We start from the raw sequence: 23,192 nt of genomic DNA, 5'->3' as shown, positions 1-23,192 counted from the left end.
GGAGACGCTGCAAGAGATGTTGGAAGTTACGTGATTGAAGAATATATGCGCTTATAGATAAGGAGACAAAATGACATTTAATGACTTGAATATTACACCCGCGATTTTAAAAGCTTTACAGAAAGAAAACTATACTGCGCCGACACCGATCCAGGAACAGGCGATTCCAGCTGTGTTAGCCGGCAAAGATTTATTCGGCTGCGCTCAGACTGGAACAGGGAAGACGGCCGCATTTGCTTTACCGATTATCCAACGATTAAGTGAAGAGCAAGTTAAACCCCATACACAGCGCCGCATTCGCTCATTGATTTTGACGCCGACAAGAGAGCTTGCTATTCAGATCGCGGATAACATTAAGTCGTATAGTCAATACACCACGTTGCGTTGTACGGCTATCGTTGGCGGCGTTTCACAAAAAGTGCAGGAGCGGTCGCTAAATCAAGGTGCGGATATTGTGATTGCTACTCCGGGCAGACTCATCGATCTCATCAATCAACAATGTATTGATTTACAATATGTCAACATATTAGTGCTTGATGAAGCCGACAGGATGCTGGATATGGGCTTTATTCACGATGTGAAGAGAATCATCACAAAAATGCCGAGCAAAAAACAAACGCTCTTCTTTTCGGCAACGATGCCGCCCGAAATATCCAAATTGGTCAAATCGCTGTTGGTCAATCCAGTGAAAGTGGAAATCACGCCGGTGTCTTCTACGGTCGATCGGATAAAGCAGTCTGTTTATTTGGTAGATAAGGCAAACAAGCAAAATCAGTTAAATGACCTTTTACAAGATAAATCCATTGCTTCGGCACTGGTGTTTACCCGGACCAAGCATGGCGCTGACCGCGTTGTGCGCGAGCTGACTAAAGTGAAGATTTCCGCTCAGGCCATTCACGGCAATAAATCTCAAAATGCCCGCCAGAACGCACTGAGCAATTTTAAGAGCGGTGTAACGCGAGTGTTGGTAGCGACGGATATCGCAGCAAGAGGAATTGATATCGATGAGCTTTCTCATGTGATCAACTTCAACCTCCCTAATATTCCAGAAACCTACGTTCACCGAATTGGCCGTACAGGCAGAGCAGGATTGAGCGGGATTGCAATCTCCTTTTGCGAAGTGGAAGAAATTCCGTATCTCAAGGATATTGAGAAATTGATCGGAAAGACCATTCCCGAAGTGAAAGACCATCCCTATCCGATGTTAGGCACTACTCAGCCTTTAAATACGGCAGCATCATCGGCAGCCGCAGTCCTGAAGCCTGCTAAACCCAAGGCAAACCCGAAGCCCAAGCCCAGGTCCGAGTGGTTTAAAAAGAAAAAAATAAGCAGATAACATAAAGAAGAAAGGAGATTGGAACATTTGACTAATCACGAAATAAAGAATGAGTTGCCTCCAAACTATGAGGAGTTAAAAAAATCTGCCAATCGAACATCCGATTGGAGAGAACGTCTGGCTGCAGTAGAAGAGCTGGGAAATTGGAATCACAAACAAACGATTGATGTACTAACGCGTCTTATGACAAGCGATCCCGTATATAAAATTCAGGAGGCCGCTTACCGTAAGCTGAGCGCATTTGGGGAAGATGTGAGCTTACCGCCAAAGGAAAAGGGCGAATTGTTTAAAGGTATAACGAAAATCCTGCTAAGAATTAAGAAAAGCTTGCCAGCCGGACATACGTATGATGAGTTCAAAGAGAAGTTAAAAAAGATGAGAAGCGATGTGTATGATACGTACGAAGGTGAAAAGGGAGCCGACTTTGATCAGTGGCTTGAAACCAAATGGGCGGCGTTAACGGACAAGGTGAGGCCATGAGTAAAGCGAAAGGCAAGGGCGGGACAGGCAGAGGAACGGATAAAAAAGGCTGGAACCGCTGGCAAGCCAGCGCCAACAGAGCAAAGAACGCCCCAAAACCATATAAAAGCAAAGGCACTAAAAAAGCGGATGGTACAGTGTCGGCTGCTGGCAAAGCAGACAAGTCCGAAAAGTAACGACTGCTTAGAACTGTAAATAAAAGGGTCATTTCCCATTCGTCTATATGACATATGTCATATCCCCAAGTGACGTTTATAACTATTGCATAGCGGCCGAGTCATCTATACTTAGGATAGACTAGGGCCGCAGGCTGCAAAAACGCTGCGCGCGTCATATCGAGGAGGAAGCATCACAATGGACCAGAGTAATATCTCCCATCTGAAAAAACATGTTGCCCCGTTTGAGAAAACCGATACGAAAGCAAGTATCAGACAATTAATCAACACATTGGTGCCATTACTGGCGCTGTGGTATGCCGCATACCTAAGCCTCTCGGTTTCATACTGGCTTACTCTTCCGTTTGTGATCGTTGCTTCGGGGTTTATGATCAGGACCTTTATCCTGTTTCATGACTGCTGTCACCAATCGTTCTTCAAGAGCCGCAGGGCTAATGATATACTCGGCACCATTCTGGGTGTCCTTACCCTCGTTCCGTATCAACAATGGAAGAATACGCATTCGATCCATCATTCCACGAGCGGCAACCTCGATAAACGAGGCATCGGCGATATGTGGATTCTGACGGTTGAGGAATATACCGCTTCTCCATTATGGCGCCGCATAGCTTACCGGATTTATCGGAACCCGGTTGTGATGTTCGGAATCGGGCCGATCGGTGTTTTTCTCATTCAATACCGTTTCAACCGTAAAGGCGCGAAGCGAAAGGAACGGATGGGTAATTACGTGACCAATGCCCTGATTGTTGGCTTGTACGCATTGATGGTGTGGGCAATCGGATGGCAGGCGTTTCTGTTAATCCAAGGGCCGATCTTCCTCATATCCGGCAGTCTTGGAATTTGGCTGTTTTATGTACAGCATCAGTTCGAGGATTCCTACTTTGAGAATGAAGACGAGTGGAGTTATGTGAAAGCGGCCGTCGATGGAAGTTCTTATTACAAGCTGCCCCTGCTCTTGCAATGGATTACCGGAAATATCGGCTTTCACCATGTACACCACCTGAGCCCGAAAGTGCCGAATTATAATTTGGAGAAGGCGCATAATTCATCAGTTCCGCTCCAGAAGGCTACGACAATTACTATCCGTCACAGTCTGAAGTCGCTCGGTTTCCGTCTGTGGGATGAGCACGGCAAAACGTTCATCAGCTTCAAGGAGCTGAAGCTCATGACCAAGAAGGCAGCTTTGAGTGCGAATAATAAAGCCGATACGGTGGCAGGCCAATTGAAAACCTCGGGTCAAGCCAGCTAGAAGCATAACTTTGGTATAATAAACGCAGTAGGTATAGAATAAAGGTGAGTGACCATGCAGAAGTGGCATCATATTTTTCATAAGAACACTGGACTTAGCCCTTATATATGGGTCGTCTTTTACATCCTCCCTTTTTATTTCATATTCCGTTCTTCCTCTACGTACGAAGTAGTAATCGGCATCATTTTGATTCTGGTGTTCTTTGCTTGCTACGTACTTTCTTTTATTTCAAAAGGATGGCTGGTCTATTTCTGGACCAGCGTCCAAATTCTCATTTCGATCACAATGACCATGCTGTTCGGGTATGTATATTTCGCTCTGTTCTTGGCCTTTTTTATTGGAAATATCCAGAATTGGATCGGGTTTGTTACGCTTTACGCCGTCCATCTTCTGACCACAATCGTGACGATCAACTTTGGCTTCGTGACTCAAAACCCTATTTTCATTACCCAGCTGCCGTTTGTCCTGGTCAGTCTGATTGGCGTTATCCTGCTTCCCGTCACCACTTATAATCGGAACAAGAGAGATAAGCTTCAGGGGCAGCTGGAAGATGCGAACAGGAGAATTTCCGAGCTGGTCAAGCTGGAGGAACGTCAACGAATCGCCCGCGATCTCCATGATACCCTCGGTCAGAAGCTGTCGTTAATCGGTTTGAAGAGCGATTTGGCGGGCAAGTTAATAAGCAAAGACCCAGACAGGGCGCAGGCTGAAATCAATGACGTACGCCAAACGGCAAGAACGGCATTGAAGGAAGTACGGGATTTGGTTACAGAAATGCGCGGTACCCGGTTAGAGGATGAGTTGTTTCGGGTTACACAGATTTTGAAGGCTGCCGAAATCGATCTCTTCCTGGAGGGCGACCCCAGAATGGCCGACATCTCCCTGATGACCGAGAACGTGCTCAGCATGTGCTTGAAGGAAGCTGTGACGAATATTGTGAAACACAGCAGCGCCACAACATGTTTGATCGCCATCGAGCCTTCGCCGACCGAGTTCGTTATCAAGGTGAAAGACAATGGGGTCGGCATCGCCGGCGAATCCATGTATTTTAAAGGAAACGGACTTCGCGGAATGAAAGAACGGCTTGAATTTGTAAACGGTGTGATGGAGATTGTGTCGGATGCCGGGACGATGATCGTTTTGAGAGTGCCGATCGTGTTCAAGCAGCCGGAAAAGGAGGTGGTAACATGATTCGCATCGTGATCGCCGAGGACCAACGTATGCTGCTTGGCGCTCTAGCTTCCCTGCTCGACCTGGAAGAAGATATGAAGGTCGTCGGTAAAGCAAGCAACGGCGAGGATGCCGTGCGGCTGGTTCACCTTCACAAGCCGGATATTTGCATCATGGACATCGAAATGCCAAGGATGAGCGGGCTCGAGGCGGCCGAGGAGTTGAAAGGTTCGGGCTGCAAGGTGATGATCCTGACCACGTTTGCCAGAGCCGGGTATTTTGAGCGGGCGATCAAGTCAGGCGCAAGCGGCTATCTGTTGAAAGACAGTCCCAGCGAGGAGCTGGCGGACTCGATTCGAAGCATCATGACCGGCCGTCGCATCTATGCAACCGAGCTGGTCGATGACGCTTATGGGAATGAGAATCCGCTGACCGAACGGGAGAAGGAAGTATTGCTCCTTATTGCCGACGGTAAGAATACGAAGGATATCGCAAGCGAGCTGTACCTTACGAATGGAACCGTCCGCAACTATATCTCCGTTATCCTCGATAAGCTCGGCGTCAGCAACCGGGTGGAAGCCATTACCCGATTTAAAGAGAAGGGCTGGTTCAAGTAAATAGTACAAATCCCCTTACGATAGACAGTGCCTGAGGTTAACACGCTGTTGAATGGAGGGGATTTTTTGCGAAGTTCGACAGTTTCTGACAAATTAGTGAGAATGTCCATTTGAGTTTCTATGACTTAATGATATAATGTCCCCAATATTTGCTATTGGGATCGGAGTGAGCTTGGGAGTTAGATAGGAAAAGAAGCGATTTTCATGTATGTTTTGAATTCTTCTAAAGTGTATCGAAGAGATTACTAAACAAAGGGGATATCACTATGTTTTCTCGAAAAGCTCACCACCCGCTCGCTGAACTGTTGGAGCAAAGCCGAATCTTATCAAAACACTTTAAAATGAATGATCGGTCAGGGTCGCTTCATCTATCCACGAATTCTCCCGAAGCTAAGGAAATTGCCGACAATGTAAACGAGGCACTGGAATCGATGAGAAACTTCATACATGAATCAGATATCCACTTTGATCTGTTGACTCAAGCGTTCCAAGTTGGCTTATGGGATATGAAAATCGTGGCCGGTGATCCCCTTGATCCTAACAACACGATTGTATGGACCGAGGGCCTTCGCAGTTTGTTAGGCTACCATAATGAAGCGGAGTTTCCCAATGTCCTCGACAGTTGGTCATCAAAACTGCATGAGGAAGACGCTGAACGGGTTTTTCAGGCTTTTGCAAATCACGTGTTTGACTATACCGGGAAAACGCCTTTTAGTGAAAAATATCGTCTGCGTGTGAAAAGCGGCGACTATCGATGGTTCCATGGCACCGGAAAAACAGTCCGGGATAGCGAAGGCATCCCCCTTATGGTAGCGGGCGCTTTATTCGATATTCACGAAGAGAAACTTAGATCGGAGCAGCTTGAGGCGTTGGTCGTCCGCTACGATTTAATAAATAGGGCTCTGGTGGAAGGTCCTTGGGATATGACCGTAATTGCCGGCGATGTTGTCAATCCGGGCAATGAAATTTGGTATTCGCAGCAGTTTCGGAAACAGCTTGGATTCGAGGATGAGAATGATTTTCCGAATGTGCTCAGCAGCTGGGCCGGCCGACTGCACCCCGAGGATTCAGGGCGGACCTTGCAGGCTTTTGCCGACCATATGAATGACTACACCGGTCAAACTCCTTTTGACCTTGATTATCGTCTTGCAAAGAAAAACGGTGAGTACCGTTGGTATCATGCCAGCGGTGAAACCATTCGCGATAGCAAAGGCGTTCCGCTTCGAGTAGCCGGAACGATCCGGGACATCACCCATGAAAAGAATAAAGAACAAATCGTACAAACAATGAACGAAAGAATGCAGCAGCTTTCCGAATCCATCGGCGAGATGGTAAGAGGCGTCAATTCCGTCTCCTATCAAGCGCAAGAGCTTACTGCCGCTCAGGAGCGGTCTACAGAGGCTGCCCATAAAGCGAAAAGCAGTGCGGATGAAACTAAAAATATATCCGATTTCATTAAAGAAATTGCGAATCAAACGAACCTTCTGGGGTTAAACGCTTCGATCGAGGCTGCCCGCGCGGGAGAGTCAGGCCGCGGATTTGCCGTTGTTGCCGGCGAGGTTCGCAAGCTGGCTATACATAGTGCCGACGCCACCGTGAATATTGAACAAAGCCTGGATAACATGAAGGAGCTTATTGAACAAATTCTGGATCATATCGGCAATATGAATGCTCTTACACAGACGCAAGCTGCTTTGACAGAGGAAGTAAACGCGTCGATGGATGAGATAAACACCATGACACGATCATTGGTGGACTTTACAAAAACAATATAAAACCGATCCTGCTGAAGCAGACAACAAAGAACACGCTGTGCAGCGGCCGCTTCCCGGTATTCCACCGGGGACCGGCCGCTTCGGTTTTTACCGCTGCTTTTATTATAAAATTTCGGCGAATGAAAGCTATTGTCCAACTTGTCCAAACGTGAATCATTGAATGAGTACGAAATTACCGATACTATAAGGCTAGAAAGTCGATGCTCATTACCGGCTTCAAATTTACAGACGTATGTGAAACATTAGCTGGAGCGAGATTATAACTACATACATATTGACACCTGAAAAAGGGTTGTGTTATATAAAAATAAAGAATTAGCACTCAGATGGCTTGAGTGCTAACCACATTCTGAAAGGAGATCAACTATTCATGGCGATCAAACAGTTTGAAGCAGAATCGAAACGATTACTGGAAATGATGATCAACTCCATTTACTCGCAGAGAGAGATCTTTCTTAGAGAGCTTATTTCGAATGCCAGCGATGCCATTGACAAGATATACTACAAAGCATTATCCGATGATCAATTGGTGTTTAACAAAGAAGATTATTATATCAAGGTAGCGGTTGATAAGGCGAACCGGACATTGACGATCTCCGATACAGGGATTGGCATGACCAAAGAGGATCTTGAAAGTAACCTTGGCGTTATCGCGAAAAGCGGCTCCTTGGCATTCAAGAAAGAAAATGAATTGAAAGACGGACATAATATTATCGGTCAATTCGGGGTTGGATTTTATTCGGCGTTTATGGTGGCGGATGTCGTTACTGTAATCAGCAAACCTCTGGGCAGCGACCAGGCTCACAAGTGGGAATCCGAGGGTGCAGAGGGATATACGATTGAGCCATGCGAGAAGGACTCGGTAGGTACGGAGATTATCCTGAAAATTAAAGAGAACACCGAAGACGATCAGTACGATGAGTATCTTGAGGAGTACCGTTTAAAGGCGATTATCAAAAAATATTCCGATTTCATCCGCTATCCGATCAAGATGGATATGAAGGAGCAGCGGCCAAAAGAAGGCAGCGAGAATGAATTCGAGGATGTTCTGGAAGAGCAAACCGTAAACAGCATGGTCCCGATCTGGCGTAAGAACAAAAGCGAGCTAACGCCGGAGGATTATGACAATTTTTATGTTGAAAAACGTTACGGGTTCGATAAGCCGCTCAAGCATATCCACATTAGTGCCGATGGCGCTGTGGTATATAATGCAATTTTGTTCATCCCGGAGAATACGCCGTTTGACTATTACACGAAGGAATATGAAAAGGGGCTGGAGCTTTATTCCAACGGCGTGTTGATCATGAATAAATGCGCGGACCTGCTTCCTGACTACTTCAGCTTTGTCAAAGGCATGGTGGATTCAGAAGATCTGTCGCTTAACATTTCCAGAGAGATGCTGCAGCATGACAGACAATTAACGCTCATCGCAAAGAACATTAAGAGCAAGATCAAGAGCCAATTGCAAAGCCTGCTGAAAGAGGAAAGAGAGAAGTATGAGAAATTCTACAAGTCCTTCGGCAGACAGTTGAAATTTGGCGTTTACAGCGATTATGGGATGAACAAAGATGTGCTGCAGGATCTGCTGCTGTTCTACTCCTCCAAAGAGAAGAAGCTGGTCACCCTGGAAGAATACGTATCGAGAATGCCTGAGGATCAGAAGTATATTTACTACGCTTCAGGAGATTCGATCGAAAGAATCGAGAAGCTGCCGCAGACGGAGATGGTTGCCGATAAGGGTTACGAAATCCTCTATTTCACCGATGACATCGATGAGTTCGCGATCAAGATGATCATGGCGTATAAAGAGAAAGAGTTCAAATCGGTATCGAGCGGCGACCTGGGTATTGAATCGGATGCAAACGAGAATCAAACGGAAACAGAAGAGAGCGATAACAAGGAACTCTTCGACTATATGAAAAACGCGTTGGCAGACAAAGTCAAAAGCGTCAAAGCGTCCAAAAGGCTGAAAACCCATCCTGTATGCCTGTCTACGGAGGGCGAATTAACGATCGAAATGGAAAAAATACTGAAAGCCATGCCGAACGCTCAGGATGTAAAAGCAGACAAAGTGCTCGAAATTAACGTCAATCACGAGGTATTTCAATCCTTGAAAAATGCTTATCAAAACGATAAAGAGAAGCTCAATCTGTATACAAACTTGCTGTACAGCCAAGCGCTGCTGATCGAAGGATTACCGCTTCAAGATCCGGTCGAATTCACAAACGATATGTGCAAAATCATGGTCTAAATAAGCAGCTGAATAATTAAAAACAATAACCCGTCCCTGGCGCAGACTAAGGCGGGTTATTGATGTTTATGAGTTAGAACAAATAAAGTTCGAGTTCCTGACTCCTTCAACCGGGCTGCACTTAGACAAGCTCTACCAATGTCTTCGCTTGCTGGTCCAGTTGCTGTGCGGCATCACCGATGCCTGAGAACTCGTTAAGCGCTTGTTCGATCCGCTGCTTGCTATCGGCGATAGCAAGCTCTGAGCGTTTCACGCTTGTACCCATCTTCTCCACTTGAACGGTAATTTTCTCTACATTATTCTGGACTTCCTGTGTTGCCTCTTGGACTTGTTTGGACAGATTTCTAACTTCGGCTGCTACAATGTTGAAGCCGCGCCCGAACTCGCCGGCGTGCGCCGCTTCAATAGCGGCATTGAGCGCAAGCAAGTTGGTCTGTGCCGCAATATCCCGGATCGTATCGACGATTCCTTTGATGGCGGCCGCTTGAAGCTGCAGAGCCTGTACCTGATGTTTATTCTCATCCGCCTCGGTTACGATTTTATTCATGGCTTCGACCAGATCCCGACTGCGATCAATGCCTTCTATCGCTCGATTGCGGAGATTTTCCGCCATCACATTCAGATCCTCAGTAACTTTCGCTGCGGCATTCCGTTGCCGTATCGTAATATCCGTCGCGATCTTTAGCACGGCCTTGACCTGACCGTCCTGTACAACCGGCATGTAGGTGGCTTCCAGCCATATCAAACGCCCGTCCTTGGTTATCCTCTGGATTTTTCCCTGATGATGAATACCTTGGCGCAGGTTGTTCCAGAAATGCTTGTATTCCGGGGTTGCCGCAAACTCGGGAAGGCAGAACTGCCTATGTTTGAGACCGGGCATCTCTTCTGTCTGATATCCGATCGTTTGCGCAAAGTTGTCGTTTGCCCATAACACTGTTCCTTCCAGATCGAATTCGATCATGGCTAAAGACTTCTCAAGGGCACTAAGTACCGCATCCGGATTTAATACTTGTTTGCTGACCTCTGCGTAATTCATGAACCACACTCCTCTTGGGTTTGATTAGCTGCGTCTTTAGTCGTGAGTCTTTCACATCTATTTTATTTATCGGTTTGCTTCATTCCATTTGTAAGGAATTAATTTCCTTATTTTGACTGGCAGTAGACGTTAGCAGAACCATTGAATAAAAAATAGATTCGTTTAATATATACTTGAGAGTTACTTTTTCGGCGTAGAGGAAACGTTCAATATGGACTTTTCGGAAAGCGGCAGGGAAATCAGGTTTGAGTCAGCGGGGGTGAGGATATGAAAAAGATTGGATTTATTGACTACTTTCTTGATGAGTGGCATGCCAACAAGTATCCGGAGTGGATCAGCAGCGCGTCAGAAGGTAAGATGCAGGTAACGTATGCCTATGGCAAGAAGGACTCGGAAAGCGGTCTGAGCAATAGCGAGTGGTGCGCCGGAAAGGGCATTAAATTGTTGTCTTCTATAGAAGAAGTGGTAGAGCGCAGTGACTATTTGATCGTGCTGTCGCCGGATAATCCCGAGCTCCATGCGGAATTGTCCGAGCTTCCGCTGCGGTCAGGAAAGCCTACTTATATAGACAAGACGTTCGCTCCGGATCGAAGAACAGCACTGCAGCTGTTCGAGACGGCGGGTACATACGGCACGCCGGTGTATTCGAGCTCCGCGCTGCGGTTTGCAAGCGAGTATCGGGAGCTTGATGCGCAGGGCATCGAAATGGTCTGCAGCGTGGGACCGGGTAGCTTCGAGCATTACTCGATCCATCAGATCGAGCCGATTATTTCCCTGATGGGCTGTGAAGCCAGGCGGGTAATGTTCATCGGAACAGAGAAGTCTCCCGCCTTGCTGATCGGATTTGCAGATGGACGCCAAGCGACCATTAATCATTTCGGCTGGGAATGTCCGTTCACGCTGACGATCAACTATGAGTCGGGCAGTGCGAAGGTGGCACAGCCGAAGTCGGACTTTTTCGATGCTTTTATCCGCAACCTGGTCTCTTTTTTCGAAACGGGAGAGCCTGCCGTCGATGCGAAGGAAACGGTCGCGATTATCACAATCATTGAATATGGCCTAAAAGCGGCGCGGACGCCATATCAATGGATTGAACTGCCTTAAAGGGACAGCTTCATGCCGTTCTCTTGTCACCGATCATCAGTCTGCGGTGCTTAAGGCTGTACCCTGCCCTCTAAGCTGCGTCCATGTCCATTACCTGTTAAGTGGTACCGGCAATGATATACAACGGATATAACTTTTGGGATAATACTTAGAGCAACGCTGCTTTCTTCGGAGTAAACAAGCCTTAACAGTAGAGGAGAGCTATAACATGTCCAGCATTAACTATCAAACGTATGGAACAAAAGATAGAGAAACGATATTGTTTCTGCATGGCGGCGGGTTAAGCGGCAGGATGTGGGAGGGAGTGGCTTCACATTTGTCGGATTATTATTGCATTGTGCCGGATCTTCCTCTACATGGTCGCAGTAGAGATACAGGACCGCTCACCCTTGCTCATTGTATCGAACAGATCGAATCCCTTATTAAGGGGAATACACATCAAGGGACAGCCCATATTGTCGGACTCTCGCTGGGCGGTGCGATAGCATTGGGTCTGCTGAGGCACAAACCCGGCATGGTGAAATCGGCACTGCTAAGCGGCACCTCCACGAGGTTAAACAAACTGCTGGCGATGATTAATAATCTGAATGCGCCTTTATATAACATCATGCCGGCTATGACATTAGCCAAGTTGATGGCGAAGGGATTTCAGATCCCGAATCAATACATAACGGAATTACCACAGGAAGCACAGGTCATGACAGCCTCCACTATACGAGCCATGACGCAAATGCTTACCGAGATTGAGCTGCCGTCCGAGAATAAAACGCCTCTGCTTGCCCTTGTAGGAGATAAAGAGACCCGGCCTGCCAAATCCGCTGGCAAACAGATCATACAGCAGGTCCCGCACAGTCACGGACGATTGGTCCCGGGTGTCGGGCATGTATGGAGTTATCAAGAACCAAAGCTGTTCGCAGATGTCATCGACCAGTGGATACAGGGAAGGATTCATCCGGCTTTAAGGCCCTTTTGAAGGATAACATGGCTCCCGAACCGCTGCATGACGAACTTACTGGATAAGCAGAGATCATGTTATATTAATATTACAAGTCAAAGAAGACAGACATCATTTCGGTCAAAAGGATAGTTGAGAAGGTAAGGTGGCATTTGGATGGAAACGTTGGAATCGGAACACAGTGTCTACGGTACAATTCATTCTGTTGAACCGCTCGGCGAGGGCATGCGTGTTTGTGTGGATATGATTGATTTTTTACAATCGGACGAGGGTGTTTTAGTCGGAAATACCGGCCACGGTTACGTGCTGGTGCTGGCTGAGACCCGTGCTACGGAAACGTATCCCTCACGGCCTTTCCGCATCAATTGCGGAGCCGTTCACCAGTACATGAAACAAGGAGAGCGTACGAGCTATCTGTCTGAGCTGGTGCCTGGAGCGATGATCGAGGTTTACAGTCCGAGAGGCTCGCGGCAGGTTGCCTTGGGAAGAATTAAAATTGAAAAACGTTCCTTCGTCCGGGTTGAAATCCGAGTGGAGGACAAGCTGATCTCCGCATCCTTACAGAACTCTGAGAGCGTGCATGTCTGGACGGAAGCAGGTGAAGCGAAGCCGGTTACACGGCTGCAGTCCGGTGATCGAGTGTTATGTTTGATGGATGAACCGGGCAGACATCTCGGGATGAAAGTCACAGGCGAGACCATCGAGTTGTGATGACATAGATGGTTGGAGGAAACAGATGATGAGGCTTACCAGACAAGTTGCAGATCTTATCGTTAAGAAGACAAAAGAGCTGACACAGATGAATATGAATGTGATGGACAAGGAAGGGATCATTGTCAGCTCCAGCGTTCCCGAGCGGATCGGTACCCTTCATGAGGGCGCGATCGAGGTCGTACGAACCGGAGAAGAAATGATTATTTCATCCAATACGACGAGCAGATGGGCCGGGACGAAGCCGGGAATTAACATGCCGATCTTCTTCCATCATGAGATTATTGGTGTCATTGGCATTACGGGCCTGGAGGCAGAGGTCATTCCTTTTGGGCGCGCAGTGAGAATGATGACGGAATTGCTGCTGCAGCAATCGTATTTATCGGAGCAGATTGAAATGAAGGAACGTGCCAAGGCTTATCTCGTTCAAGAGATGATTTCCGGCACGGAGCATAGCTCATTGGAAATTTTGCATGCAAGAGGGGAACTGCTCGGTATCGACTTGACCTTGCCCCGATCGATTATGATTATCCAGATTCACATGAACGATAAGATCTTTGAGGAATCGGACCAAAGCTATTATCGAATGATGGATCTTACCAGATTGTTCCGCAACCCCAAGCAAACGCTGCTTGCTCAGTTGGGGTTGAACCGGTGGGTTGTCATTACGGAGCTGTCTGCCTATAAGAATGAACAGCATGCCAAAGAGGAGCTGCTGACGATTTCTTCGAGCATTATGAAATGGATATCGGACAGGTTAAAGACCGGTGCGCAAATTGTACTGGGCAAAGTCTGCAAAGACATCAATGAGATGGGCATATCCTTTCATGAACTGCTGCGGTTGCTGGAGGTGCTTCATAAATATTCGGACAAAGGGCCGATCCTGCATATTGATGACGCCACACTGGAGCTTGTACTATCTGAAATTTCCCACACATCCAGGCAGCGGATCATCGAAGAAGAACTCGGGGAGCTTATTCATTACCCGGAGCTGGTCGATACGCTGCAGTCCTTTTATGATTGTGATATGAACTTTAGCTTAACGGCGCGAACGATGGGAATCCACCGGAATACGCTCATGTACAGGCTGGATCGTATTGAGAGCTTTTTAAAGGCCAGTCCCAGGCAGTTCAGGCAAGGAGTTCGTATACAGTTAGCAATCCTGCTGTATAAATTAAAGATGTAAGGGATTACAGATTTGATTTTTTTGTGCATATTGCACAAAAAAACTTGTAAATAAACAGCTCATATAGTGTGGTTTACACATTGAGGGGAGAGGCGGCGTTGGGTATAATCGCATTATAACCTCGTACAGCTCAATCGTCTTGATCAAGAACGTGATGAGAATATACTGAAGGAGAGGAGCTGGTTAGGAGTGAAAATTGTCATTGCGCCCGATTCCTTTAAAGGCAGCCTTTCTGCGAAAGAAGTTGGACTTGCTATAGAGAAAGGCATTCATCGCGCCACTAATGAAAGCGTAACCATTGTTATTCCTATGGCAGATGGCGGCGAAGGTACCGTGGAATGCCTTGTTGATGCAACCAACGGACAGTTTATCGAAGCTGTCGTGAAGGATCCGCTGGGTAGGGATAGGAAATCGGGCTTTGGTATTTTGGGCGACGGCACAACATGTGTGATCGAGATGGCGATGTCCTCAGGATTGTATCTGATCGAGGAAACGGAACGAAATCCTCTGCATACAACGACGTATGGATTTGGCCAGCTTATACGGGCGGGCCTGGACCAGGGCTGCCGCCATTTTATTTTAGGTTTGGGAGGAAGCGCTACCAATGATGGCGGAGCGGGGATGCTGCAGGCATTGGGGGCTAAGCTGCTCGATAAGGAAGGCCATCCGATAGGCTTCGGAGGAGGAGCATTAGACAAGCTTGCCGAGATTCGCCTGGACGGCTTGGATCCGCGCATCGCGGAGAGCCGGTTCATTATCGCCTGCGATGTCGATAACCCGTTCGTCGGTCCAAGCGGAGCATCCGCCGTATTCGGACCGCAAAAAGGCGCAACGCCCGAGATGGTCCGGCAGCTGGATCTGAATTTAAGGCATTTTGCAGATTTAATTGCGCAAACCAGAGGGATAGCGGTTCATGATCTTCCGGGGACCGGCGCGGCGGGCGGCCTGTCAGGCGGACTGTTGGCCTTTATGGATGCGCAACTTGATTCAGGACTGTCGATTGTCGCGAAAGTGACGGAGCTCGAAGCGGCGGTGAAGGATGCGGATCTTGTCATCACCGGCGAAGGCCAGGTCGATTTCCAGACAGCAAGGGGAAAAACGCCGTGCGGTGTGGCGCAAATCGCGCAAAAGCATGAGGTGCCCGTCGTTGTTCTGGCCGGCTCGATCGGACACGGAATTGAAAGCCTTTACGAGCATGGCGTATCCGCTGTGCTGAGCATCGTGAACCGGCCGATGCCGCTTCATGAAGCGATGGGACGAACTGCGGAGCTGCTGGAGCAGGCGGCTGAGCAAATCATGAGAATTTATGCGATCAGAGGGGGATTACTATGAGTCCGGAAGGCTTCAGCCAAGATATTATACAATTGGGACCGATTATACTAGCGCTGCTTCTCTTCTGTATTATTTTTATTGTGTACGCCACAGCAAAATGGAAGCTGCATCCGTTTCTTTCCATTATCGCCGCAACCTACATTCTTGCGCTCGGCACGAATTTTATCGGCATCTTGAGCGGTGTGGAAGGCCCGATCATTAAAGATATCGGAGGCGCAATTAACGGGGGATTCGGCGGAATTGTTACGAGCATCGGTCTCGTTATTATTTTCGGAACCATCATCGGCAAAGTGCTTGAGAAAACAGGCGCAGCGGTCAAAATGGCGGAGGTTGTGCTGCGTCTGCTCGGCGACCGGCATCCGGCGATTGCGATGACGATTATCGGATGGATTGTCTCGATTCCGGTGTTCTGCGATTCGGGATACGTTATTCTGTCCTCGCTGAAAAAGTCGCTGGCCAAACGCTCGGGCGTCAATGTGGTTACGCTTTCCATCGCTTTATCCACCGGCCTGTATGCGACGCATACGCTGGTTCCGCCGACACCGGGTCCGATTGCTGCGGCAACAAATTTGGGCATCGGGCCGGACGGCCTGTTCTGGGTCATCGTGATCGGAATTATCGTCTCGATTCCGGTAGCGCTTGCCGGACATGTATGGGCAAGAATCGTGGCCAGCAAATACACATCTACGCTGGAAGAAGCGACGCAAACGTTTGAGGAATACAAACAGCAATTCGGCAAGCTGCCTTCCGCTTGGGCGGCCTTCGGTCCGATCCTCGTCCCGATTATTCTGCTGGCGCTAGGCTCCTTTGCAAATTTTCCGGTCGGTACGGATGCCGAAGGCAATCGCATCCTGCTTACCAGCGGATTCGTCAATACGCTGTTCACCTTCCTTGGCGCGCCTGTGAACGCTTTATTTATCGGGGTATTACTGGCCTTATTCACGCTGCTGCCTAAGCGCGATGAAGAAAATTTGACGAAGCTGATGGGTCAGGGGCTGCTCGACGCGGCGATCATTATTATGATTACCGGAGCGGGCGGCGCGCTCGGCGGCGTGATCCGGGCGACTCCGATCGCCGATTACGTGAAGTCCTTGATCAGCGATAACGCTGCGTTTGTCGGCGTAGGCGCATTATTCGTCGCCTTCCTCATTGCAGCGCTGCTGAAAACCGCTCAAGGAAGCTCGACGACAGCGCTTGTTATTACTTCGACGATCATGATGCCGATGCTGCCGTCCCTCGGACTTGATGCGATGGCAGGCACAGTGCCGATCGGACAAATGCTCACGGTCATGGCGATCGGCTGCGGCGCGATGGTCGTCAGCCATGTCAACGATTCGTATTTCTGGGTCGTATCGCAGTTTTCCGGCATGTCGCTGAAGACCGCCTACCGCGCTCAAACGATGGCAACGCTGGTACAGGGTCTTGTCGGTATTATTGTAGTCGCCATTATCGGTGTATTTTTTCTATAAGTAATTTTATTTTGCAGAAGGCATCCGAGAGGGTGCCTTAATTACTTTCTATCCCATAAACCTCAGCTGTCCAGCGATCGATCAGCTTCTGACGGTTTCCGATCTGAGCAATCTTCAAAAATTAATGAACACAGTCTCGATACGCAATTTGAACAGCAGCTTGGAGCGCTTCGAACCCGATTACAGAGCCTGCTGGAGGAAGTTCATGCAAGCTGAATGATGAGAATGAGAACTTTTTTGGGCGAACATTCATTCGAGACATCCTGATGTCACATGGTAATGCTATCCTCTAATGGAAACGGCTTGATTCCACTTTTTCGGAGGGTGACATAACGATGAAAAAATCAGATAAAATTCAACTCGATATTGTAACGGTTGTGACGCAGTTAGGGTTAAGTGAGTATTTTATCTATGAAAGAAGGAAGTCCCCTGTGGTAGACGAATAAGTAAATATAGGAAAATAGAACTACTCGTTAAGGGGGATAATCATGATCGACAAGGTGATCCGCATTTTCAATATTACGAATGCAATTCAGGCGAACCCGGGGATCTCGGCAGCCGACCTTGCGCTTAAATGCGATGTGAATATCAGAACCATATACAGGGACCTGGATATATTGAGCTTAATTGCTCCCGTTACCAATGAAGGGCGGGGAACGGGCTACCGCTTTATGGGAAAGTTCTTTTTATATCCGCTGAATTTCTCCGAGCAAGAGGCGCTCGTATTTTCACTGCTGCCGTCCGTGGTTGACAAGGATAAGCTCCCTCCAGGGTTTGATACGGCCTACGATAAGGTGATGGCCACCCACTTCAAGGAAAAATCAAAGCAAAACAGCCTGATTGAAAATATTACGGATATTATCCAGATGGGTACACCGGCCTATCGCCAGGAAAGCCCGAACTATCTGCAGCCGATCATTCAGGCCATTTTGGAGCAGAAAACGATCGATACGGTATATCACACACAGTACCGCAATGAAACGACGAATCGAAAAATCAACCCGTATTATTTGGTGCCCCGCGACCAGCGCTTTTATCTGATCGGGTACTGCCATTTGAAACAAGCGATCCGCACGTTCCGGATTAGCCGTTTTCAGAACGTAGATATTACGGGTCACTCCTACGATAAAGGCGATTTTAACATCAAGCAGTATTTGAAAAATACATGGTCCATCGACCGGGGCGATAAAAATACGACCTTTAAAGTCCGGTTCAGCTCCGAAGTGGCCCGTTACATAAAAGAAGAAGAATTGTTCGTGCATCCCCGCATGAAGGATCAGAAGGATGGCAGCCTGATCTTTGAAGTGACGGTTAACAACGAGAAGGAATTTATCAATTGGATTCTGCATTATGGGCCGAATGCCGAAATACTTGAGCCGCAGTCGGTCAGAGAAAGCTTAAAGCAGCAGCTCAGCCAGTGGGTCGAGATGTACAGGTAAGTACAATCGTAGAGTCAATGGCTCTATTATAAAAGCGTCACCCCGGAGCAGCCGGCATACTGGAAGGGTATGCCGGCTGCTCTTATTGTCGACTGCCCAACGTTGTCCACTCTTGAATTGGCAGAAAATTAAAGCTATTATGAATTTAGTTTTAGTATTATTTTACAAATAAATTGGAGGGGGACGTTGACGTGATGACAGTAAGATGGGGTGTGGTCGCCACCTCCGGATACAAGCTATTGACGTTATGTTTCATTGCCATCCTTTTTGTAAGCGGTTGCGGTACAGAGGCTGCCAATTCCAATCAAGATGAAGTCGTGTACGTGAATGAAGACAAGGAAGAGCGAATTGCGCAAAGGCTGCAGGATGTTCAAAGCAAGCCCTACACCATTGCGGTCGTGCCTAAATTGACGGGTATTTCATATTATGAAGCCGCCGAAGAAGGGGCCATGGAAGCGGCCGAGGACTTGAATGTTAATGTCATATTCACGGGCCCGCCTGTCGGTGACGTTACACTGCAGATGAAAGTGATCGAAGAGTTGATCGCACGTAAGGTGGATGCCATTGCCGTATCGGCTAATGACCCGTTTAAGCTGCTGCCCGTGTTAAAGAAAGCCCGTGAACAGAACATCAAGGTCATTACCTGGGACGGGGATACGGATCCGATCGGCAGAGAGTTTTTTGTCAACATGGTAGATCCACAGACCTTAGGCCGTCACCTCATGGACAATCTGGCGCTCAGTTTAAACGAAAAGGGGAAATTCGCGATTATTACAAGCTCGCTTACCGCCTCTAACACAACGGATTGGATTAAATGGATTAAAATCCAACAAAAAGAATATTACCCCGAAATGAAGCTGACAGAAATCGTATCCAGCAATGACAGCTACGACAATGCCTATGAAGCCGCAAAGTATCTCATGAATGAATACCCGGATCTATCCGGTATTATCGGCGTGAGCGCCGTTGCGCCGTCTGCCGCCGCAAAGGCAATCCAGGCTGCCGGGAAAAGCAACTCGGTAAAGGTTGTAGGGCTATCGCTGCCTAATGCAATGCGTGATTATATCAAGGAAGGGGTAACACCGAATATTACGCTTTGGAGCCCGCAGCGGCTGGGGTATTTAACCGTTGCGTTAGCGAAAAATTTATTGGACGGCGAGTTTCCGTATGATCAGCAGGAGATCCCTAAAGTAGGCAATATACGGGTGAAGGATAATGTGGTGATTATGGGCGTACCAATCGTATTCACAAAGGAAAATATCGATCAATATGACTTCTGACAGCAAACTTATCCAGATGCTGAACCTTAGAAATTACCGTCTCCGCTCTAAACTGATCATCACCTATCTCTTGCTAACCGTCGTGCCTATATCACTGCTGGGTTATATCTCTTACTCTCAATATACCAAATCGATCGAAGGGCAGGTTGGGGAATATATCCCGAAAATATTAGATCAAGCGAATGAGAATATCGATAAACAGATGGAAGAATTAACCTATGCGCCGGAGCTGTTATACAACTCAAGCCAGGTCTTGTCCATCCTGCGCAAGGATTCCTATCCCACCCGGTCCGAATTTTTAAATGACCGCTTTACGATGAACAGCTATCTTTCAAGCACATACTTCACAGAGAAAAATTCACTGTTAGGCGTGTTTGTATGGACGAAGCAGCGCTTATTTTCCAGTACGACCGTTTCCTATACCGGCTTTGAGAAGGAGCCTGATTGGGGGGGCGGGGACGGCATGATTTTGCAGCATGAGACCGATCTTCGATTTAAGGGAAAGCCGCCTTTTTTCTTGATCGTAAAGCCCATACAAGACTTCGAGAACCGGCGGACGATCGGTACGATTATGCTTGCCGTCAGGCTAACCTTTATTGAGAGCGTACTAATGAGCATCAAGGATCAGGATGAAGCGGAGATCTGGATTATGAACCGGCAGGGCAGAGTCATCTATCACACCGACCCGGAACAGATCGGCACAGTCGAGAACATGTCTGCATTCCCGCTCGCCAATGGCAGCTTTCGATCCTACAAGAACGGGGAGAGAATGCTGGTCAGCGTAAGCGAATCCGAACGAATGGGATGGATTACAGTTCATCGCATACCGTTTAAATATTTAACCGAACAGGCGGAGATGGTCAAAGATTTTGTCATCGGGATTTTTATTGCCATCGTACTGGCCACAATTATAATTTCCGTGTTTATGGCTTGGAGCGTAAGCCGGCCGATCTATAAGCTCAGCCGCCTGATGAGAACGGTGGAGAACGGTAATTTTCAAGTGGATCTTAACATTCAATCAAAGGATGAGATCGGCATATTGGCGCGCAGCTTCAATTCGATGGTTTCCAGGATCAGAGAGCTTGTTCAATTAAACTACCATATCGAGATCCGGCAGAAGCAAGCGGAGTTATATGCGCTGCAATCGCAGATCAATCCCCACTTTATGTACAATACCCTGGAGACGATCAGTATGGCGGTTGAAGAGGACGAAAAGGAAACGGTCGTGGAAATGGTGACGCTTCTGGGCAAAATGCTTCGTTTTTCATTGAGCAACAAAAACCGGATCGTCACGATGGACCGGGAAGTTGAACATATCCGCAATTATTTATTGATTCAAAAATACCGGTTTGAGCAGCGGCTCCATTTCACCATCGATTCGGATATTGAACTGCAGCATTACTACTCGCCGAAGTTTATTTTACAGCCGATTATTGAGAATTGTATCAAGCACGGCTTGGAAACCCGGAAGGGTCTTAACATTAGCGTCGAAGTATTTAAAGTTCAGGGCATCCGCCCGCAAACCGAGGATATCACGATTATCATTAGGGATAACGGGGCGGGAATCGACCATGAAACGCTAAAAATGATTCATCGCTTACTGCGGTCAGACCCGATTGCGAAGCGGGATTCGGGCTATGGCCTGATTAATGTGCATGCCCGAATCGCGATGCTGTTTGGCGTGGAGTACGGGCTTGCCGTCGAAAGCGAACCCGTAGAAGGGACGGAGATTGTTATTCGAATCCCTGCCATTACCGATCTGCAAACGGTCGAAAAATATGAGAGAATTGAGGACGAGTCCTATCGTGGATAAAATAAAAACCATTATTGTAGATGACGAGAGCCGGATTCGCAGAGGGATTGAACGGTTGGTTCTCTCCGGAGGTGAACAGTGGGAGATTGTCGGGACATTCTCGGACGGGATTGAAGTAATCGACTTTCTAGAGGAGCAGCCGATACGGATCGATCTGCTGATTACCGATGTGAAAATGCCGGAGATGGACGGCCTGACGCTGATCAAGGAGGTTAAGAAGCGGAATCAGGATCATGATTTTTGCTCCATTATCGTGAGCGGGTACGATGATGTCGTCTATTTGCAGACGGCCATTCGGGAAGGGGCCTCCGATTATGTGTTAAAGCCGATCGACCGTACGCAGTTTATGGAGATTCAGCTTCGCGTAAAAGATAAAATCGAGCTTCAGCGGCGCCAGAAACGGAAATGGAAGGACTTGGCGAAGGATGCGGATAAGCTCGCTCAGACCAAGCAAACCCAGCTGCTCAGCGAAACCTCGTCCTCTTTTCCCGAAGACATTTCAGCGATGTACTGGATCAAGGATTTCCCTGACGGGTTATACCAGCTGTTTCACGTCAGCACGGATGAATTCCCGTATAAGACCCGTGATTATTCACCGAAGGATTGGGGCACGATGTCTTATGCGGTTGAGAACATTATCGATGAAGTGGTGAACAGCTTTATTTCGGATGGGAGGCAATCGGGCTGGTGGTGGAGAGACGGCGGGTTTAACTTCTGGGTGCTCCTGTTCAACTCAGAACAGGAGGTGAAGGAGTTCAGTGTAAAAGGAGAAGGCTTCCCGGACTATTTGAAATCATGCATTAATCAATATACTCCATTCAGCGTTTCCATCGCGGTAAGCCAGCCGTTTGAAGATCTTTCGATTCTGCCGATCATGAAGAAACAGCTCCATTCGCTGATTCGTTTTCGAATGGCCTTTGGAGGAAATAAAGTGTTTTCCTCCCGTTTAGCCGATGAGCTGGGAACGAGGGATGTTAAGCCTAGTCTCTCTTCGGAAATGAAGGAAATGGCGGGCAAATCAGCCTTCATGCTGGGTCGGGCGGAGATGGGGGAGATCGAGGCGCAGCTGAACGCTTTTTTTGGCGAGATCACAAAGCTGCGTTCCCCGGACGACATTCAATTTGCCATCCAGTATTTCATGATCCAGCTGTATAAAGTATGTCTGGAGAGTACGGAATCCGGCATGTTATGGAGTGATCTGGATGAGCTTTTCGAAGCGGTCAAGGCGGAATCCAATCTGAACCGGATAAAAAATGCGATAAAGCAAAATGTTGTCCAGCTGCATGGGAAGCTGCTGCATTACCAGCAGGAGCATGCCCATGACCCGGTTGTTAAAGCGAAGGCGTGGATCAAGGAACATATCAGCCAGAAAATATCAATTAAAGATATTTCCGACCATGTGTATATGAATCCGACTTATTTTTGTGAGTTTTTCAAGAAGCAGACCGGTAAGACGGTGTTGGATTATATAACGGACGTCAGGCTGGAGAAAGCGCGCGAGCTGCTGCTGGATACGGACCTGAACATCGGCAAAATATCGCAGCAGCTGGGCTATCAGGACACCAAGTACTTTAGCAGGCTTTTCAAGCAGAAATGGGGACAGCTCCCTTCCGAATACAAAAAACACATTAAAACGCAGGACGGTTAAGTCCTGTTATGGCTGATACGCCGCCATTGGCGAAGGTGAAAGCAGCTGGATAGCTGTATGGCTGGCTGTATCACCACCAGAAGATGTCTCCAAGCAGGAGGCATCTTTTTTGTTGCCATGCCAGGAACCGAGAATTGTCCCCCCTATCAGAAGATTGTTTACTTA

General features: G+C 47.8%; 19 protein-coding genes. 18 read left to right on the top strand and 1 reads right to left on the bottom strand.

The features are described 5' to 3' along the window. Positions 1-70 precede the first annotated feature (70 nt). The 8 genes from IEW11_RS09165 (at position 71) to htpG (ending at position 9,054) form a co-directional block, all read left to right on the top strand. Positions 71-1,336, top strand: coding sequence for a DEAD/DEAH box helicase (locus tag IEW11_RS09165; RefSeq protein WP_188530763.1), 1,266 nt, complete (start codon positions 71-73; stop codon positions 1,334-1,336). Positions 1,337-1,363: 27 nt separating this feature from the next. Further along, a complete protein-coding gene (locus IEW11_RS09160) occupies positions 1,364-1,816 on the top strand; it encodes a HEAT repeat domain-containing protein (RefSeq protein ID WP_188530762.1) in 453 nt (150 codons plus the stop codon). Beyond that, positions 1,813-1,992 (top strand): DUF3934 family protein, encoded by a 180-nt coding sequence (locus tag IEW11_RS09155; RefSeq protein WP_188530761.1) that lies wholly within the window; start codon positions 1,813-1,815, stop codon positions 1,990-1,992. The genes IEW11_RS09160 and IEW11_RS09155 overlap by 4 nt, the downstream gene beginning before the upstream one ends. Positions 1,993-2,170: 178 nt before the next feature. Beyond that, entirely contained in the window at positions 2,171-3,241 is a 1,071-nt protein-coding gene (desA, locus tag IEW11_RS09150; protein WP_188530760.1) for a Delta(5) desaturase DesA, read from the top strand. A gap of 54 nt (positions 3,242-3,295) precedes the next feature. Further along, on the top strand, positions 3,296-4,432 hold the full coding sequence (locus IEW11_RS09145) for a sensor histidine kinase (RefSeq protein WP_188530759.1): 1,137 nt from the start codon (positions 3,296-3,298) through the stop codon (positions 4,430-4,432). Next, positions 4,429-5,028 carry a response regulator transcription factor gene (locus tag IEW11_RS09140; protein WP_188530758.1) on the top strand — a complete coding sequence of 200 codons (600 nt, stop codon included), beginning with the start codon at positions 4,429-4,431 and terminating at the stop codon, positions 5,026-5,028. Before IEW11_RS09145 ends, IEW11_RS09140 begins: the two co-directional genes overlap by 4 nt. A gap of 266 nt (positions 5,029-5,294) precedes the next feature. Then, positions 5,295-6,803 (top strand): PAS domain-containing protein, encoded by a 1,509-nt coding sequence (locus tag IEW11_RS09135; protein WP_188530757.1) that lies wholly within the window; start codon positions 5,295-5,297, stop codon positions 6,801-6,803. 370 nt (positions 6,804-7,173) lie between these two features. Beyond that, on the top strand, positions 7,174-9,054 hold the full coding sequence (gene htpG, locus IEW11_RS09130) for a molecular chaperone HtpG (RefSeq protein WP_188530756.1): 1,881 nt from the start codon (positions 7,174-7,176) through the stop codon (positions 9,052-9,054). A gap of 121 nt (positions 9,055-9,175) precedes the next feature. Here the strand turns inward: htpG and IEW11_RS25215 are convergent, their stop codons facing one another. After that, positions 9,176-10,090: a methyl-accepting chemotaxis protein gene (locus IEW11_RS25215; RefSeq protein WP_188530755.1), complete on the bottom strand. Its 915-nt coding sequence runs from the start codon at positions 10,088-10,090 to the stop codon at positions 9,176-9,178. 267 nt (positions 10,091-10,357) lie between these two features. Here IEW11_RS25215 and IEW11_RS09120 point away from each other — a divergent pair, with 267 nt between their 5' ends. From IEW11_RS09120 to IEW11_RS09075, 10 genes are all read left to right on the top strand, one after another. After that, positions 10,358-11,194, top strand: coding sequence for a Gfo/Idh/MocA family oxidoreductase (locus tag IEW11_RS09120; RefSeq protein WP_188530754.1), 837 nt, complete (start codon positions 10,358-10,360; stop codon positions 11,192-11,194). 208 nt (positions 11,195-11,402) lie between these two features. Continuing rightward, positions 11,403-12,167, top strand: a complete 765-nt coding sequence (locus IEW11_RS09115; protein ID WP_188530753.1) for an alpha/beta fold hydrolase — start codon at positions 11,403-11,405, stop codon at positions 12,165-12,167. Positions 12,168-12,305: 138 nt separating this feature from the next. Next, the gene (locus IEW11_RS09110) at positions 12,306-12,860 is read left to right on the top strand and encodes a 3-dehydroquinate synthase II domain-containing protein (RefSeq protein WP_188530752.1); all 555 of its coding nucleotides are present in this window, start codon (positions 12,306-12,308) and stop codon (positions 12,858-12,860) included. 25 nt (positions 12,861-12,885) lie between these two features. Then, a complete protein-coding gene (locus IEW11_RS09105; protein WP_188530751.1) occupies positions 12,886-14,046 on the top strand; it encodes a CdaR family transcriptional regulator in 1,161 nt (386 codons plus the stop codon). A 189-nt stretch (positions 14,047-14,235) separates the two neighbouring features. Next, complete coding sequence (locus IEW11_RS09100; protein WP_188530750.1) at positions 14,236-15,378, top strand: glycerate kinase; 1,143 nt, start codon at positions 14,236-14,238, stop codon at positions 15,376-15,378. A 41-nt stretch (positions 15,379-15,419) separates the two neighbouring features. Then, positions 15,420-16,847: a GntP family permease gene (locus tag IEW11_RS09095; protein ID WP_229725124.1), complete on the top strand. Its 1,428-nt coding sequence runs from the start codon at positions 15,420-15,422 to the stop codon at positions 16,845-16,847. Positions 16,848-17,335: 488 nt separating this feature from the next. After that, positions 17,336-18,286, top strand: coding sequence for a helix-turn-helix transcriptional regulator (locus IEW11_RS09090; protein WP_188530748.1), 951 nt, complete (start codon positions 17,336-17,338; stop codon positions 18,284-18,286). 194 nt (positions 18,287-18,480) lie between these two features. Beyond that, on the top strand, positions 18,481-19,566 hold the full coding sequence (locus IEW11_RS09085) for an autoinducer 2 ABC transporter substrate-binding protein (protein ID WP_188530906.1): 1,086 nt from the start codon (positions 18,481-18,483) through the stop codon (positions 19,564-19,566). Further along, positions 19,556-21,379 (top strand): cache domain-containing sensor histidine kinase, encoded by a 1,824-nt coding sequence (locus IEW11_RS09080; RefSeq protein WP_188530747.1) that lies wholly within the window; start codon positions 19,556-19,558, stop codon positions 21,377-21,379. The genes IEW11_RS09085 and IEW11_RS09080 overlap by 11 nt, the downstream gene beginning before the upstream one ends. After that, positions 21,372-23,027, top strand: coding sequence for a response regulator transcription factor (locus IEW11_RS09075; protein ID WP_188530746.1), 1,656 nt, complete (start codon positions 21,372-21,374; stop codon positions 23,025-23,027). The genes IEW11_RS09080 and IEW11_RS09075 overlap by 8 nt, the downstream gene beginning before the upstream one ends. Positions 23,028-23,192 lie beyond the last annotated feature (165 nt).

The organism is Paenibacillus abyssi, assembly GCF_014640295.1.
Taxonomy (GTDB): Bacteria; Bacillota; Bacilli; order Paenibacillales; family Paenibacillaceae; genus Paenibacillus_D; species Paenibacillus_D abyssi.
The sequence above is the reverse complement of the archived record's forward strand: the minus strand, read 5'-3'. Positions and strand labels throughout refer to the sequence as shown.

Excerpts from the sequence above, each read along its gene's own strand:
- IEW11_RS09165 (WP_188530763.1), top strand. The coding sequence starts at position 71 with ATGACATTTAATGACTTGAATATTACACCCGCGATTTTAAAAGCTTTA.
- IEW11_RS09155 (WP_188530761.1), top strand. The coding sequence starts at position 1,813 with ATGAGTAAAGCGAAAGGCAAGGGCGGGACAGGCAGAGGAACGGATAAA.
- desA (WP_188530760.1), top strand. The coding sequence starts at position 2,171 with ATGGACCAGAGTAATATCTCCCATCTGAAAAAACATGTTGCCCCGTTT.
- IEW11_RS09145 (WP_188530759.1), top strand. The coding sequence starts at position 3,296 with ATGCAGAAGTGGCATCATATTTTTCATAAGAACACTGGACTTAGCCCT.
- IEW11_RS09140 (WP_188530758.1), top strand. The coding sequence starts at position 4,429 with ATGATTCGCATCGTGATCGCCGAGGACCAACGTATGCTGCTTGGCGCT.
- IEW11_RS09135 (WP_188530757.1), top strand. The coding sequence starts at position 5,295 with ATGTTTTCTCGAAAAGCTCACCACCCGCTCGCTGAACTGTTGGAGCAA.
- htpG (WP_188530756.1), top strand. The coding sequence starts at position 7,174 with ATGGCGATCAAACAGTTTGAAGCAGAATCGAAACGATTACTGGAAATG.
- IEW11_RS25215 (WP_188530755.1), bottom strand. The coding sequence starts at position 10,090 with ATGAATTACGCAGAGGTCAGCAAACAAGTATTAAATCCGGATGCGGTA.
- IEW11_RS09120 (WP_188530754.1), top strand. The coding sequence starts at position 10,358 with ATGAAAAAGATTGGATTTATTGACTACTTTCTTGATGAGTGGCATGCC.
- IEW11_RS09115 (WP_188530753.1), top strand. The coding sequence starts at position 11,403 with ATGTCCAGCATTAACTATCAAACGTATGGAACAAAAGATAGAGAAACG.
- IEW11_RS09110 (WP_188530752.1), top strand. The coding sequence starts at position 12,306 with ATGGAAACGTTGGAATCGGAACACAGTGTCTACGGTACAATTCATTCT.
- IEW11_RS09105 (WP_188530751.1), top strand. The coding sequence starts at position 12,886 with ATGATGAGGCTTACCAGACAAGTTGCAGATCTTATCGTTAAGAAGACA.
- IEW11_RS09090 (WP_188530748.1), top strand. The coding sequence starts at position 17,336 with ATGATCGACAAGGTGATCCGCATTTTCAATATTACGAATGCAATTCAG.
- IEW11_RS09085 (WP_188530906.1), top strand. The coding sequence starts at position 18,481 with ATGACAGTAAGATGGGGTGTGGTCGCCACCTCCGGATACAAGCTATTG.
- IEW11_RS09080 (WP_188530747.1), top strand. The coding sequence starts at position 19,556 with ATGACTTCTGACAGCAAACTTATCCAGATGCTGAACCTTAGAAATTAC.